Here is a 14464-nt window from a genome sequence, read left to right on the forward strand (position 1 = left end):
CAGTGGGTACAGTTTTTATACCCGCCTGCCGAGCGGGCAGGTCTTATTGTTTTGGTGAACTTTAAAGATACTGGATCTGCTGCTTTTACATAGATGCTAACCGCAATTACGGAGGATTTGACTACGTCCGGCACGAGCACGAAATGCGAACTGGCGAAGCAATCCACTCGGAATTGCTAAACAGAAAAATAATCGCTAATTTAAACCGTAACTGACGATTATACGAGACCGCTAGCAACAAGTTAAAATGAAAAACAAATTCATATACATATTATTTTTATTGTCATCGGTTTTGTATTCCCAAAATGGCAGATATGAAGTTGTAAGAGAATATTACGGCGTAGAAATATTATTTGACAAAGAAGCCAAAAGTTATAGTTTAGATTATCAACCAGAAAATGGAAACTCAATTAGAATAAACAATCTTAAATTTGCTAAGGTTATTTCAGGTGTGAGATTTCAGGTTTTGACAGGAAATTGCGAAATTAAATACTATAACTCTTTACTTGAAGAAATTAAATTTGAACCTCTAGTAATTTGTGGATTTACCACCGACTTTACTCCCAAATATGAAATAACTGAAAAAAATGGATATTTTTTTATTAAAAAGGATACTATGGAAATAATTGACTTTGAGAAAAAAATCATTAGTAAAAAAATTGACTCAATTAAAAAAAATGAAATTGACAATATTTATTTTTCAGATAATCGCAATATGATCAATGGATTATCAGGCTTATCTACAACTCCTATCATTATTAAAAATGGTAGAAAAGGAATTTTAGAAAACGGAAAAGTAAAATTTTATGACAATATAGAAGTAATTGGAGGATTAGTTAGGCTAACCAAAAATGATTTAAAATTTTATTATAAAATCTCAAAAAAGCCTAAGTACAAAGAACTGGGAGAATTTGAACAAAACCTAGCATTTTTTGAGAAACAAGATAATAAACAAGGTTATATTGATAAAAATGGTAATGAATATTACTGTTCGGAATAAAAACCTATTGCTAACACCGTATACATCTCACAACTAATTAGTTGCCTAATCAGAAGTTCAGGTATATTTGCGAATTCCGCCAAATTTTTTAATTTGGCTTATTGAAAAGAAAAAGTAATAAGAAAATTTAAAAATTCGGCTCGTGCTCAACCGAAAAGTAATCGCTAATTTGCAAGCTACGAGACATACACAAAACAGCGGTCATTAATACTAAACCCTTTGCAAAAATCATATTTACTTCTGATTTTAATCCTGACTACAATTAGCTGTAATCAAGATCAAAGTATTTTACTTAATCCGGAAAGTGTCAACCACTATAAAGATAAAATAGAATATGATTATAGCATTGAAAAAAAGGTTTCTTACGATGATAATGTTCGTTTAATTGAATTAGAGTTTTACAAGGAAGAAAAATTGATTGAAGAAATGTGGGGCGAATTTCACGCGCAATATTTTTACAATACTGAAGGTCAATTAATCAAGATAAATCATTGCAGGTTTCATAATTGTAATGCTGGAATTTGGGAGTTTATCAAGTATGATGAGAATAAGAATCCGATTGGTTCTTTGAGAACGCTTGATTCACTTGCTGATATAGATACAGCAAACGTACTCCAAAATAGATTCTATGATTCTCAGAATCGACTTATCAAAGAACTTATTAGAAATTCTAATATTTTATGAAAACATATACCTATAAAAATGGAAAGATTGATAAAGAATTTAAAATAAACAAAACCGACACTCTTCTTTTTGGAAAATATTCTTATGATGATGATGGCCGAATAAAACAAATTGAAAGAATAAAGGATAGTGTGTATTTTATAGAATCTTATCAATATGAAAATGGTAACCTTTCAAAAAAAACTCTTGAAAGCAATCAATACCCGCTCGATGATAATGTTGATTTTAGTGTCAACAATAATACTATCGAATATTATTACAATAAAGAAAATCAACTAATTAAGGAGATAGTTTACGATCATCAAGGAAAACAATATCAACTTTTTGAATACCAAATTGAACAGAAAAAGTACTAATGCCTACAATATATATAAAAAAACGTTAGCTTTCATTTAAGATGAGCGAAGAAATAAAAATTATCAATGGATATAAGATTTACGAAAACCTTGAACATATAAGGATTCGTCCTCTTATTGCTCTTACCTCTAAATCAATCACAGCTTTAGAAAATTATCTTTGGGGATACTGGGTTTATGCTAATAAAAATTATAGTGGAGAACAAATATATAATGACGGAGACCCTGATTTTAATGAGTTTAAGTGGTGGTTGAGTGGACAGCCTAATATTCCACTATCTTCTGGACCAAGATTTCACGAATTATTACTTGAAAAGTGTGGAAATGATGAAGAAAAGGCTTTTGACTTATTCTTTGAAAAATTAGATGAATTCAAGCAGTTAAACACTAAAAGAAAAATTGAATTTGACATTAACTATTGGATTAAGGTATTTAATAAAACTGTTCCAAAACGATATTTTAGAAGAAATATACCAGAATATTATTTAGTGACTTATGTAAATCATTCTATTTTCCTTTTTCAAGGAAGAGATTTTGATGGAGTTTTTATTTTCTTGAAAAGATGTCTTGACTATCTAGAAAATGCAGAAAACAAGAATCGTTTGAATTCCGATTACCTTAAAAAAGTTGATTTATATCTTCAATCAATGTTTTATTATTTGGAGAATAATAGTTTGGTTGTTAAAGAAAAATTTGAAAAATACGACATTGTAAAACGTATAAAAACGAAAAGCTAACATTGGCTATAAGTAATTGCTTATTCTCGCCTGCTTCTGAAAATCCTCGCGGATTTTCAGTTTGGTGTGTACCTGCCTACCGGTAGGCAGGCTTGTAAAGTTTAGTGCTAAACCATGCAAATACCCATAGCAGGAGACGTTATACAACATTTACCCATAAAATGAAAATTACAATTTTAACGATATTATTTCTCGCTTTATTAAGTTGCAAAGATGTAACTGAAAGAAAACCCAATGAACCGAAATCAGACAGATTTGAGTTGCTTCCTGAACCAGATAAGGCTGAAAAAGAAAAGTATCTGAAAAATCAAAATCTGACTTCTTTTCTTAAAAACCCAATTGAGTTACAAAATTTTAAGGAAAAGAAAAGTAGAAATGTTACGACAAGTGTAACTAACGGAACTGAATTCTATTTCAATCCAAAAACAAAAGACTCTATTTTCTATGTTTATTATTACCCAGCCGAAAAATTTGACAACCCAAGAAAAATAGACCAAATCATAGTTTTCAAACACGGAGAAAATAAACATAAATACGATGACCAAACTGAAACCCTAATAGAATTGAGAGTTTTTAATAAAGATTCCGATTTAGGCAAAGCAAATCTTGTTGGACTAACTAAAACGGAATTGGAATCTGAATTTGGAAATGACTATCTGACTTTTGACAATGGAATTGCCTACTCGAACAAAAACAAAGTTTTGATTTTAGAACTTGAAAATTCAAAAGTCAAATCCTATCGATATATAAAATTAAACACCGAGAAAATCGACACGGACTTAATCGGACAAATAATAAAATAAAAAACGTTGTACAACACCGGCTATAGTTCATTGCTTCTGACTTTCCTCTCGGAAAGTCCTCGCAAATTTGCTATCCCTGACTGCTGGCAGGCAGGTTCGGTTTGTATTTACTAAATTAGTTGCTTAAACCACGCAACAAACCATATGCAAAAACGTTGTAGCACATTTGAAAAAAAAAATCGCATAATGAAATATGATTGAATTTTTAAAAGGAGGAAAAACTCTGAATGGAATAAAAATGGGAATGAAAATCGACGAACTATATTCGATTTTGGGAAAGCCAACAAATGTTAGCGGAGAAAAAAATTACGGTTATATACATTACGGAGAATATCGCTATGGATTTACTGATGACATAATTAATGAAATGGCAATAGAATTTAAACTGATTGAAAAGCCATTTGAGTTTCCCAATTTAGAATATAAAAAATATGATATTTCTCTTTTTGAAAATTTTAAAATCAAATCTAAAAGTAAAATTCATAAAATAATCAGCTTTGTCAATCACTTGCAACTGAATTGGAAAGCGCAAAATGGAATTGACAAAGATTCGTTTACAATAAAAATTGAAAACGGACCATATATTGTTTTCAATCTTTATGATGGAACTGTAGATAAAATTACAATTGTAGATGGCCACCAAAATGACTGATTTTCTATTCGGATGTAAAAACCTTTATTCACTAGGAATTCATCCTTTTGACTTTAGTAAATCTGACTCTGACGAGTACAAAGCAATTATTGAACTTGGAAAAGAAATAATACAAGATATTGGACTCCAAAGTTTCGCTGAATTTATAATCGAATATCAATATCGTGTTGGAATTTGGTCGTCGTTTATAACATTGGAATTTGGAAAACCAGACCAAAATGAAATTCTACAAATTAGTGGAACTAAAACAATATTATCTGCTTGTTTAGAGAAAATTGAACAGAACGAAATTAATGAATTACCGAGTGATATTATTGAAAACAAAAATAACTGGATAACAAAAATAAAAACGTGCTACAACACTGGCTATAAGTAATTGCTTGTTCTCACCTACTTCTGAAAATCCTCGCGGATTTTCTACCAGCCTGCCGGCTGGCAGGTTCAGTTTTTATTTGCTAAATTGGTTCCTAAAACACATATCTAGCTAAAAGTAAATACATTATCTACAATTTAAAAATATGATTAACATGAAACACATATTTTTTAGCACGATAATTTTGATTCTATGTCTTTCTTCTTGTACAACATCAATGTCACCAAGTCAAGTTAACAATACTCTTCCTGGGTTAACTACAGCAAAATATTACAATCAGCTTCAAGCCATTGAGGCTAAAAAAGACAACAAATGTAAATTGATTGCAAAAGATAGAACTTATTTAGCTTCCATTGGTTTTATGCCTAAAGACGATTTAAAAAATGCTGCAAAGGGGATTGACGAATGGGTTATAATAGATGGTCCAATGCAGACGTTTTATTAAATTATGGTAACTATATATCAGTTTACACCGAATCATAGTTTTGTATTAGATTTTTCTTATTTAAATCAGTTCAGTCATTTTTGTTTGACCTACTGTTTTTCTATCGACACTTAAAATGCCTCCACTTTCAAGTCTAACATGAGTTTTGGATCTGTCTGGAGACATTCCTTTAACTTTACCATACTGCCGCTTTACTAAAAAATTGATGCCGTGTTGTATTACGAATTGAACTCAGCTATTATTAGCTCTTATTATATTAGAAGAAGTTAGTTTAATATATCATACAGAATAAAATACTTTTACTTAGGTAGGAGTTTTTTGTTTATAGTTGTTTTAATTGTAAAATTGACTATGAAGTCAGGCTTACCAATAGCTATAACTGAACCAGTATCAGGCAATGATAATGACTTATTTGAAGAAGTGGTATGTACTGAAATTAATGTAGACGAACTTTTTATCAACGCAGGTGGAATACATTATATTTACCTCAAGTTTTAAAATTCAAGCGTATGAAAAAAAAATATTTTTTAAAATTAGCTTTAAGTTTATTCCTTATAACCACTATAAGTAATGCCCAATCTTGGCAATGGGCTATTAGCGGAGGGAGTTTTGATTCAGATAACGCTAATAGTGAAACCGTTAAATGTATGGTTACCGATTATGATGGTAATGTATATAGCCTTTCGAATGTAGGGGTAAACGGTTTGCAGGTAGCCGGTGTAAGTAAAGAAGGTTTTAGCGGTATCGATTATATGATATCAAGTTTTAGTTGTAGTGGAGAGTACCGATGGTCAAGGGTTATAGGCGGACCCGGTACCGATGAAATACAACGCATACAAGTTGATGCCGAAGGAAACATTTATGCCGTAGGGAAAATTAAAAGAAACGGAGAAGCTTATTTTGGAGGAGAAACAGGGTATGACATTGTACTTCCCACCTCTTCTTCTTCAGTTGACCTGAACAAGCAAAATCTTTTTATTGTAAAATACAGCTCTGAAGGAGAGTTATTGTGGATGAATATGCCACAACCTGAAGACATAAGCTATACAGATGCATTAATCAATAGTAAATCGCTGGATTTTCAGGTAGATGATGAGGGTAATAGCTATTGGCTTTGTTTCATCCCGCCGGGCACTTATGCTGATGGGGCTTTTGTAAATACACTGGAAGGAAATAATCTTTTTATTTTTAAATATGACACAGATGGTAATTTTATAGCAGCATCCGAATCAGAAATGCAACCTATAGAAAATTCTCCCATGAACTCAATTCCAGATATGAAGTTGGCTTTAGACCAAAACAACAACAATTTCTATATTGTATGTAATAAAATAAATACAGATATAGTAGATATGGATATTAATGGTGAGGTGGTAGATAACAACTCGTTTTTGGCTGCTTTTAACGAAGACGGTAACTTTTTATGGAAAATAGTTTCTACTATACAACAAGGTTCTGCAGACATTTCAGATATGTGTATAGATAGTGATGGTGCTATTTACCTATCCGGGAGTACTTTTGATGGAAATAGCTTAGGAGAAACAACCTTTACATCTCCAACAAACGGAGGGTTTCCATACATCGTTAAATTAAATGCTCAAGGCGAATTTATATGGACTACTAATGGTTCTACCATAAATAGCTCAACATCAGCATATGGTATTACTGTAAAAGCTGATGAAGTTGCCGTAACAGGAGGCTTTGGTATATTAACATGGGATGAACTAGAATTGGTACAGGAAACAAATGAAGGATATGATATTTATTTAGCACGTTTTAACAAACAAGATGGTAATATTATAGGACTTATAGATATTGAAGGTAATGCTGGTTATTGGGATTATGGGAATGCAATAACTGCCGATACTTATGGGAGCTATTATATGGGTGGCAGATTTGACAATTTACTGTATATAGGCGATACTACTCTGGCAGATGGTGCACAGGGATGGGATTTTTTTATTGCAAAATATGGTTCGCAAAACTGTGATTGCAGTATGCCACAACCCTCTTTTGGAGTGACTCCTGATACACAAAACGGAAGTACCTTTTCATTTAGCTATACAGGAACAACACCTTATGATACTATTTCGTGGAACTTTGGTGATGGGCAAACATCCGAAGAAGAAAATCCGGAATACGCTTATAGCAATCCCGGGACTTATAATGTTTGTTTAACAGTAACCAATGACTGCGGAAACGAAGAGTATTGCACTGAAGTAGAAGCTACCAGTTTAAGTACTGAGCTATTTAAAAATGCATTAGCAACCGTGTACCCCAACCCAGTTAACGATATTATAAACATTACAACTAAAAAAGCTTTATCTTATACAATTTATACTGTTTTAGGTAGCAAAATAAGCAAAGGCAACATTGATTCTGGTAATGCAACATTATATTTTGGCTACCTTACACCTGGGGTTTACTTTTTACAAATATCAGATGAAAACAATACCTCGGAAGTAATAAAACTATTTAAAAAATAGTACTGATACTTGGTAGTGTAGTAAACTGGTGCTTTTAAAAAAATTATATCAAATTTATCTAAATGGTAAAATCGATTTAGAAAATAATGGAATTTATCAATGGACAGATAATTATCCGACAATCTCAATCATTGAAAATGATTTAAGAAAAAATGTTCTTTATACATTAAAAAGCAATCAAAAAATTATTGGAGCAATAAACATAAGTGAGGAACAAGAAGCCAAATATGAGTCGATTAAATGGGAATTTAATAATTCAAAAGTATTAGTCATTCATCGACTTGTAATCGACCCAAAATATCAGAAAAAAGGATACGCACAAAATTGATGGACTTTGCTGAAAGTTTTGCAAAAGAGAATAATTACTCTTCTATAAGATTAGATGTTAATAGCCAAAATATGAGAGTAATTGAATTCTACAAGAAACGAAATTATTTTATACGTATAAGCGTCAATTTCCCAGAAAGAGAATATCCGTTTCATTGTATGGAAAAGAAGATAATAACGGCGTACAACAAAGTACTGTGGTAAAAAACAAGTAAATCTAGGTTAGTTTTTTACTAAATTACTTCTATAAGCATCGTCATAAATCAACCCTGATTTCGCAATGGCAAAAGCTTGTTTTAGTAGCTTGTTGCATACGGCAATTAAAGCCTTCCCTCAACCATAAATTGACTGACTTTCTTTTCAAATTTTCATCATTCACAAACAGCATGTCTATGAATTCAACTACAATTTTATCATATAAGAGTATGATTTAATACACCATATTTCCCTTAACTACTTTACATATATAAATTTTTACTATATTGCTTTATAACTAATCTTCTTAATTAAGAATTATTATGAAAGCAAAGATTTTATTCCTATCACTATTATTAGGAATCATTATCAAAATGAATGCTCAAAATCAGGTAGTTAATGGAACTTTAACAGTTAAATCTAGCTCAGATGGAATAGTGAATTTCCAAACTTTAGATGATGGCTGGCTATATACACAATGGAAAAATAGTTCTGGGATTAGAAAAGCTTATGTAGGATTTAATTCAGATTTAACAAATTTCATAATAAGTCTAGAAAATGGCGCTAAAAGGTTTACAATTCCAAACGGAAATGTAGGAATTGGGACATACGACCCCAATGGTTGGAAATTGGCTGTCAATGGAAAAGTGAGAGCCAAAGAAGTAAAAGTGGAAACAGCTTGGTCTGATTTTGTTTTCCATAAAAACTATAATTTACCAACATTGGTAGAAGTAGAAAACCATATTAAAGAAAAAGGACACTTAAAAGATATCCCAAGTGCTAAAGAAGTAGAGAAAAATGGAATTTTCTTAGGGGAAATGGATGCTAAATTACTTCAAAAAATAGAGGAATTAACCCTTTATACAATTGAGCAAGAAAAGCAACTAAAATTTCAAAATTCTAAAATTGAAAAACTTGAAGAAGAAAATGAATCTCTAAAATCCTTAAAAACCAAGTTTCTTGAATTACAAAAAAGAGTAGAGAAATTGGAATAAATAAAATTATCCACCAAAATGTTATACAGCTAATTTTTTTAATCTGCTTTTATCATACCTTATTTTTTAAATGCATTTTAGTTACAATACATCTTAAACGCAGAATATAATTATCTGAAAACAATGTAAAAAGTAATATTTATTTATCACCTATTATCTATTTAAATTTTAACTCGTAAAGTTTCCATAACCTCTTCTCGTTAGACGAATACAACTCCCGCGAACCGCATATTTTGGAGTATCGTTAGTTGGCTATTCATCGCATTTTCCAAAAGAAAGATTAAAATAAAAAATGGAATTTAATTTTAAACAAATAGAAAAAACCAAGGTTTTAGAATTATTTAAAGAGGCTGCTGAGAGAATCAAAAAATTATCTTTATCTACCTACAACCTCTATGAAAAAGAAATATAATCTCTTTTTAGATTATTTATATTTGAATAATCGATAAACTTTAAATAAACGCAATAGTGTTTATTTGCATGATGACAAACATTGAAACTCACTCAAAACCTTAAAATTAAATGAACAAAAAAAAATTGTTGTTGATTGTAATTGGATTAATTTTTTCAGTCAAATTAAGTGCTCAAAATGAATTAAAAATCGGAATAAACACAGGATTGAATTACCCAGATATTAGAGGAAATGAATATGCTAAATATAATAATTTTAAGGTTGGATATCTATTAGGTATTTCTTTCGACTATTATTTAAAACAAAATCTATCATTAAAAGCAAACATTAATTACGAAAGAAAAATAAAAAAACTAGAATTGACTTATTATACCTACAATGCAGAGGAAATTGGGACAGAAGATTTTAAAGAAATTTATGAATATATAAATATTCCTGTTTTATTAAAATATGAGTTCGGGAACTCTATTTTTTTTTGCAAATGGTGGTCCATTTTTTAATTATTTACTAAATAATAAAATAAAACCCGATTATCCTAATGAGGACAGTGAGGTAGTAACAGAACAGAAAAAATTAGATTTCGGACTCTCTATTGGAATTGGCACAAATATATCTCTAAATGAGAAAAATGACATCACAATTGAAATAAGAGATGATTTCGGAATTATAGATACCGGTGGAGTTCCAAAACACGTTAATGGAACTGTAAAAACCAATACTTTAAAATTAATTTTAGGTTGGAATTTAGGAATATAACAACGCTTGCCAACAATGGTACCTGAGATTACAGCAGATTCGACTACACTTCCACCCTACTCAGTGTAAACTGAATCGACTCGGAATTGCTATCGTCAGGGCTAAACCAAAAAACTTTGTATATTTATCCGTGACTGACGATTATACAAAACCGCTTTACACTATTTCTTAACTACATTTCGTTACCAATGCATATAATCATAAGTGCAGAACAATTAAAAGAAGAATTAGAAAATGAAAATTTGATAATCTTAGATTGTAGTACTAAATCTAACAAAGCCGGAATAGAGTCTAAATACCAAAATATAAAGATTAAAGGAGCTAGATATTTTGATCTTAAAAATGATTTTAGCGAAAAAAACTCAAAATTTCCTAATACTTTACCTAATCCGAATCAATTTGAAATTAATGCTAGAAAGATTGGCATAAATAAATCAAGTTATGTAGTTCTTTATGACGATATTGGTATTTACACGAGTGCCAGAGCTTGGTGGATGTTCAAAATTATGGGACATAAAAATGTATCTGTTTTAAATGGAGGTCTTCCTGAATGGATGAATAAAAATTTTCCTATTCAAAAAGATTATAGCCCAGTTTATATCAAAGGAAATTTTAAATCTGATTTTCAGAAAAATATGATTTCCGACATAGAGAACGTAAAAAGTAATTTAAATAATAAAAACTCATTACTTATTGATGCACGAACTCCCGGAAGGTTTAGCGGAAAAGAAGAAGAACCAAGAAAAAATTTAAGAAGTGGAAACATACCAAATTCCAAAAATATTCCATTTGAATATGTTTTAAATGCTGGGAAATTTAAAGAAAAAAGTGAACTCAAGTTAATATTTAAAAAAGTAAATACTGAATCTAAAGAACTAATTTTTAGTTGTGGGTCGGGAGTAACAGCGTGTATAGTTTATCTAGCAAGTGAATTGGTGCTAAATAATAATAAATCAGTCTATGATGGTTCTTGGACCGAATGGGCTAGTTTAGTTCAGTAAGAAAAGTTATCTCTACAATAAAACACCTAGATTCTAATAAATTCAAAATATATGAGACCTCATCTTATTTTACTAATTTTAACCTTTACCACCATCTCCATCTATTCTCAAACCACAAATTCTCAAATTAAGAATTATTTAGATAGCTTAAATAAATCAGATTTTTCAGGGACCATATTGGTAGCACATAACGATACGATTATAGCTCAAAAAGCCTATGGACTTTCCAGTATAGAATACGATGTAAAAAACAAAATTGATACTAAATTCAATATCGCTTCCATTACAAAAATGTTTACCGCTGTGGCAGCTTTACAACTATATGAGCAAGGTAAAATAGATCTTAACACACCAATAGGAAAGTATTTACCAGATTACCCTAACGAAATTGTTAGAAACTCAGTAACAGTACACCAGCTATTAACCCATACATCAGGATTAAACAACTTTTACGTTACTGATTTAGATAAAATCAAAAATACCGACTATAAAGAAATCTCCGATTTTATTCCACTTTTTTCAAATGACACTTTACTATCCAAACCAGGAACGAAATATGATTATAGCGGCAGCGGATTCGTGGTTTTAGGATTAATCATCGAAAAAGTTTCCGGCGAAAATTATTACGATTATATTAGAAAGCATATTCTTAAACCATCTCACATGGAATCAACTTCTGAAATTCAAGTGGATTCCATTGTAAAAAATAAAGCCAGTGGTTATACTTCTCAATTTGGTCAAAATAAAAATTTAAAGAAAAACGAATATTACTTAACTAAAGCTTCTCCAGCTGGATTCTACTACTCAACAGTGGAAGATTTGTTTAAATTCTCAAAAGCTTTAAGAAACCATAAATTATTAACGAAAGAAACAACAGATTTGATGTTAGAACCTAAAGTGAAAGGCTATAATACACATTTAGGATATGGAATTGATATTGATAATCGCTACAATCAAACTATAATTGGGCACAGCGGTGGATGGTATGGAATACACTGCGAATTAATGGATTTTATGAATGATCATTATACCGTGGTCATTTTATCCAATATCGATGACGGAGGAAAAACAGGTGCTTCTAAAGTAGCTGATTTCTTTAAAAATTTACTGGCAGGTAAAGAACTAAAGAATAATTAATAAGCATAACTATAAAAGACTATCACGAAAATTGCGCTTTATGGCATGCTAACAAAATACGCCTACTCCAAATTCACTTCTTTTAGTTACCTTTAACCTTAACCCGAAAACTAAAGCATAACGCTTCCTATAATTGAAAAAACGCCTCCATCCAATTTTAAACTAATAAAACAACTATGAAAAAACTTATTGTATTAATCTTCGCACTTTATGGGTTTACACTATTGGCGCAAGAAAAAGATATTAAGAAACCAGAATACGTAATCATTGCCAACAATCAGGTAATAACTAAAGAAAAACTTGGAGAATTAGGACAACAAGGATTGATTAAAGGAATGAATAAAGGTGTAACCGAAGAAAAACGTAATGAACTTGCAGAAAAATTCGGCGATAAAATTGGAGATAGGGAGTTTGTAATTATCATAGATTTATTAACCGAAAAAGAAAAAGCAGAACGTCAAAAGAAAGCAACTTTAGATAATAAAAAGATTTCCGCAGTAAAAAATCGAAATAACGAATTAAAATTAAATATTAACGATACTGCCTCTCAATTTACAGTCCAAATGATTGACGGTCAGAAAATCAATCTTTCAGAGTTAAAAGGAAAGGTTGTTCTCCTAAATTATTGGGCTACTTGGTGCGCTCCTTGCCTTATGGAATTTGCAGAATTTCCAGAAAAAATAATTGAACCCTTTAAAGATAAAGATTTTGTTTTAATCCCAATAGCTATAGGAGAAAGCCAAGAAAAAGTTGAGAAGAAAATGGACAAGATGAAAAAATACGGAGTTGACTTTAATGTGGGTATTGATCCCCAAAAAGAAATTTGGAATCAATATGCAACTGGAGCAATACCAAAAAGTTTCATCATTGACCAACATGGAATTATAAACTATATTTCTATTGGAAATTCAGAAGGAAACGTAGACAAATTAGCTGCAGAAATACAAAAACTGCTTCAAGAATAAAACTGCTTGTTAAGAGATCTTTGCCCAAGTTTCTAATTCTTAGAAAAATTAATTTATTTTGATTTTTAACCACATACTATTTACTGTCATACAAATCTGTAAGAACAATATGAAAAAAATTGTTTTCACATTATTAATTATACTTAAATTCCAAATTGGTTTTTCTCAAAAAATCACTGAATCCGATTTAATCGGAGAGTGGACATTTATCGAACTACAAGATGAAAACGGAGAAAAGCAAACCAAAATACCTCTAACTAGATTTGGTCGAGATACGGTAATAGAAAATGTAAATCGCGATAGTTATATTTTTAATAAAGATGGAACTTATAAAAGTTTTAACCCTTTAAACACTTCATTCGGGACTTGGTTTTTTGACAAAGAAAAGAATGAAATAAATCTTGAATTGCAAATTGAACCTGATAGCCCATACTTATCTTATTTGAAAAAAGCAGAAATTGTCACGAAAAGAAAAGATGGGTTTTATTACCAAAAACCTATACAGAAAAAAATATTGATTTATTCTAATGAATCTATGACTATTGCTGATAGAGAAAAATACGTACTAATTTATAATCGAAAATAATACTTGAAATAACTATATATAACCGGAATTATAGCAGATTAGATCACCTACGAATTCATTTAGGATTGTTATTTGTTATTCACTAATAATCACTCTCTTTCATAGAATAAAAATACTAAATATATAAATTTTAAAACTCTATGGTAAAAAACAAAGTGTTTACGATTTCAGTTTTGATAATATTAGTCTTACAATCCTGTGATTGTTGGATTGTTGTATATGGTAATATCGTAGATTCAAAGACTGAAAAACCAATTATTGGTGCTAAGGTAGAGTTTCTTAATATTAAGAGTTATGATTACAGTAAATCATCCGACTCTATAACTGTCAATAGAATATTTGAAACTGATTCTTCAGGTCATTTTTTTATGAATTCTAATAATTATGGAATGTGCCCTGATTTAGAACCAAAAATTAAAATTTGGAAAAAGGGGTATTTATCAAAGGAATACATTGTAAAAGATGATGCTGAACGAAATGAATTGAATGAGTTAGTAATTAAACTTACCAAAAAATAAAGAACCGTTTCAAAAATAATGGGAGAACAACCTCCC

15 protein-coding genes and 3 pseudogenes are annotated in these 14464 nt (G+C 30.4%); 17 read left to right on the forward strand and 1 reads right to left on the reverse strand.

All coding sequences use genetic code 11. The annotated features are described in order from the left end of the window. Positions 1-247: 247 nt before the first annotated feature. The 10 genes and pseudogenes from FVB9532_RS08180 to FVB9532_RS20040 all read left to right on the forward strand — a co-directional run bounded on the left by FVB9532_RS08180 (position 248) and on the right by FVB9532_RS20040 (position 8067). The gene (locus tag FVB9532_RS08180) at positions 248-1000 is read left to right on the forward strand and encodes a hypothetical protein (RefSeq protein WP_150544730.1); all 753 of its coding nucleotides are present in this window, start codon (positions 248-250) and stop codon (positions 998-1000) included. A gap of 219 nt (positions 1001-1219) precedes the next feature. Continuing rightward, entirely contained in the window at positions 1220-1684 is a 465-nt protein-coding gene (locus FVB9532_RS08185; protein WP_150544731.1) for a hypothetical protein, read from the forward strand. After that, complete coding sequence (locus FVB9532_RS08190) at positions 1681-2040, forward strand: hypothetical protein (protein ID WP_150544732.1); 360 nt, start codon at positions 1681-1683, stop codon at positions 2038-2040. The genes FVB9532_RS08185 and FVB9532_RS08190 overlap by 4 nt, the downstream gene beginning before the upstream one ends. Before the next feature lie 41 nt (positions 2041-2081). Then, on the forward strand, positions 2082-2777 hold the full coding sequence (locus FVB9532_RS08195; RefSeq protein ID WP_150544733.1) for a hypothetical protein: 696 nt from the start codon (positions 2082-2084) through the stop codon (positions 2775-2777). A 161-nt stretch (positions 2778-2938) separates the two neighbouring features. Then, entirely contained in the window at positions 2939-3580 is a 642-nt protein-coding gene (locus FVB9532_RS08200; RefSeq protein ID WP_150544734.1) for a hypothetical protein, read from the forward strand. Positions 3581-3773: 193 nt separating this feature from the next. Continuing rightward, positions 3774-4232, forward strand: a complete 459-nt coding sequence (locus FVB9532_RS08205; RefSeq protein WP_150544735.1) for a hypothetical protein — start codon at positions 3774-3776, stop codon at positions 4230-4232. Next, positions 4213-4608 (forward strand): hypothetical protein, encoded by a 396-nt coding sequence (locus tag FVB9532_RS08210; RefSeq protein WP_150544736.1) that lies wholly within the window; start codon positions 4213-4215, stop codon positions 4606-4608. Before FVB9532_RS08205 ends, FVB9532_RS08210 begins: the two co-directional genes overlap by 20 nt. A 151-nt stretch (positions 4609-4759) precedes the next feature. Beyond that, a complete protein-coding gene (locus FVB9532_RS08215; RefSeq protein WP_150544737.1) occupies positions 4760-5050 on the forward strand; it encodes a hypothetical protein in 291 nt (96 codons plus the stop codon). Between the two features lie 509 nt (positions 5051-5559). Continuing rightward, on the forward strand, positions 5560-7536 hold the full coding sequence (locus FVB9532_RS19980) for a PKD domain-containing protein (protein ID WP_150544738.1): 1977 nt from the start codon (positions 5560-5562) through the stop codon (positions 7534-7536). Positions 7537-7564: 28 nt separating this feature from the next. Next, positions 7565-8067 (forward strand): annotated as a pseudogene (locus FVB9532_RS20040) (GNAT family N-acetyltransferase). 18 nt (positions 8068-8085) lie between these two features. Here the strand turns inward: FVB9532_RS20040 and FVB9532_RS19710 are convergent. Then, positions 8086-8190, reverse strand: a pseudogene (locus FVB9532_RS19710) (IS110 family transposase); the annotation flags it as partial. A gap of 191 nt (positions 8191-8381) precedes the next feature. On the opposite strand from FVB9532_RS19710, the gene FVB9532_RS08240 reads away from it, so the two are divergent. From FVB9532_RS08240 to FVB9532_RS08275, 7 genes and pseudogenes are all read left to right on the forward strand, one after another. Continuing rightward, positions 8382-9053, forward strand: a complete 672-nt coding sequence (locus FVB9532_RS08240) for a hypothetical protein (RefSeq protein WP_150544741.1) — start codon at positions 8382-8384, stop codon at positions 9051-9053. 522 nt (positions 9054-9575) lie between these two features. Beyond that, positions 9576-10221 (forward strand): annotated as a pseudogene (locus FVB9532_RS20045) (porin family protein). 188 nt (positions 10222-10409) lie between these two features. Further along, positions 10410-11222: a sulfurtransferase gene (locus FVB9532_RS08255; RefSeq protein WP_150544744.1), complete on the forward strand. Its 813-nt coding sequence runs from the start codon at positions 10410-10412 to the stop codon at positions 11220-11222. Between the two features lie 51 nt (positions 11223-11273). Continuing rightward, positions 11274-12359, forward strand: coding sequence for a serine hydrolase domain-containing protein (locus FVB9532_RS08260; RefSeq protein ID WP_150544745.1), 1086 nt, complete (start codon positions 11274-11276; stop codon positions 12357-12359). Positions 12360-12535: 176 nt separating this feature from the next. Then, positions 12536-13324 carry a TlpA disulfide reductase family protein gene (locus FVB9532_RS08265; RefSeq protein WP_150544746.1) on the forward strand — a complete coding sequence of 263 codons (789 nt, stop codon included), beginning with the start codon at positions 12536-12538 and terminating at the stop codon, positions 13322-13324. A 109-nt stretch (positions 13325-13433) separates the two neighbouring features. Then, positions 13434-13910 (forward strand): lipocalin-like domain-containing protein, encoded by a 477-nt coding sequence (locus FVB9532_RS08270; RefSeq protein ID WP_150544747.1) that lies wholly within the window; start codon positions 13434-13436, stop codon positions 13908-13910. A 140-nt stretch (positions 13911-14050) separates the two neighbouring features. Beyond that, positions 14051-14428: a hypothetical protein gene (locus FVB9532_RS08275; protein ID WP_150544748.1), complete on the forward strand. Its 378-nt coding sequence runs from the start codon at positions 14051-14053 to the stop codon at positions 14426-14428. Positions 14429-14464 lie beyond the last annotated feature (36 nt).

Origin of the sequence: Mesonia oceanica, assembly GCF_902499555.1 — a bacterium.
GTDB lineage: Bacteria > Bacteroidota > Bacteroidia > Flavobacteriales > Flavobacteriaceae > Mesonia > Mesonia oceanica.

Bases quoted from the DNA above. Each gene is read 5' to 3' on its own strand.
- FVB9532_RS08180 (WP_150544730.1), top strand. From the start codon at position 248: ATGAAAAACAAATTCATATACATATTATTTTTATTGTCATCGGTTTTG.
- FVB9532_RS08190 (WP_150544732.1), top strand. From the start codon at position 1,681: ATGAAAACATATACCTATAAAAATGGAAAGATTGATAAAGAATTTAAA.
- FVB9532_RS08195 (WP_150544733.1), top strand. From the start codon at position 2,082: ATGAGCGAAGAAATAAAAATTATCAATGGATATAAGATTTACGAAAAC.
- FVB9532_RS08200 (WP_150544734.1), top strand. From the start codon at position 2,939: ATGAAAATTACAATTTTAACGATATTATTTCTCGCTTTATTAAGTTGC.
- FVB9532_RS08205 (WP_150544735.1), top strand. From the start codon at position 3,774: ATGATTGAATTTTTAAAAGGAGGAAAAACTCTGAATGGAATAAAAATG.
- FVB9532_RS08210 (WP_150544736.1), top strand. From the start codon at position 4,213: ATGGCCACCAAAATGACTGATTTTCTATTCGGATGTAAAAACCTTTAT.
- FVB9532_RS08215 (WP_150544737.1), top strand. From the start codon at position 4,760: ATGAAACACATATTTTTTAGCACGATAATTTTGATTCTATGTCTTTCT.
- FVB9532_RS19980 (WP_150544738.1), top strand. From the start codon at position 5,560: ATGAAAAAAAAATATTTTTTAAAATTAGCTTTAAGTTTATTCCTTATA.
- FVB9532_RS08240 (WP_150544741.1), top strand. From the start codon at position 8,382: ATGAAAGCAAAGATTTTATTCCTATCACTATTATTAGGAATCATTATC.
- FVB9532_RS08255 (WP_150544744.1), top strand. From the start codon at position 10,410: ATGCATATAATCATAAGTGCAGAACAATTAAAAGAAGAATTAGAAAAT.
- FVB9532_RS08260 (WP_150544745.1), top strand. From the start codon at position 11,274: ATGAGACCTCATCTTATTTTACTAATTTTAACCTTTACCACCATCTCC.
- FVB9532_RS08265 (WP_150544746.1), top strand. From the start codon at position 12,536: ATGAAAAAACTTATTGTATTAATCTTCGCACTTTATGGGTTTACACTA.
- FVB9532_RS08270 (WP_150544747.1), top strand. From the start codon at position 13,434: ATGAAAAAAATTGTTTTCACATTATTAATTATACTTAAATTCCAAATT.
- FVB9532_RS08275 (WP_150544748.1), top strand. From the start codon at position 14,051: ATGGTAAAAAACAAAGTGTTTACGATTTCAGTTTTGATAATATTAGTC.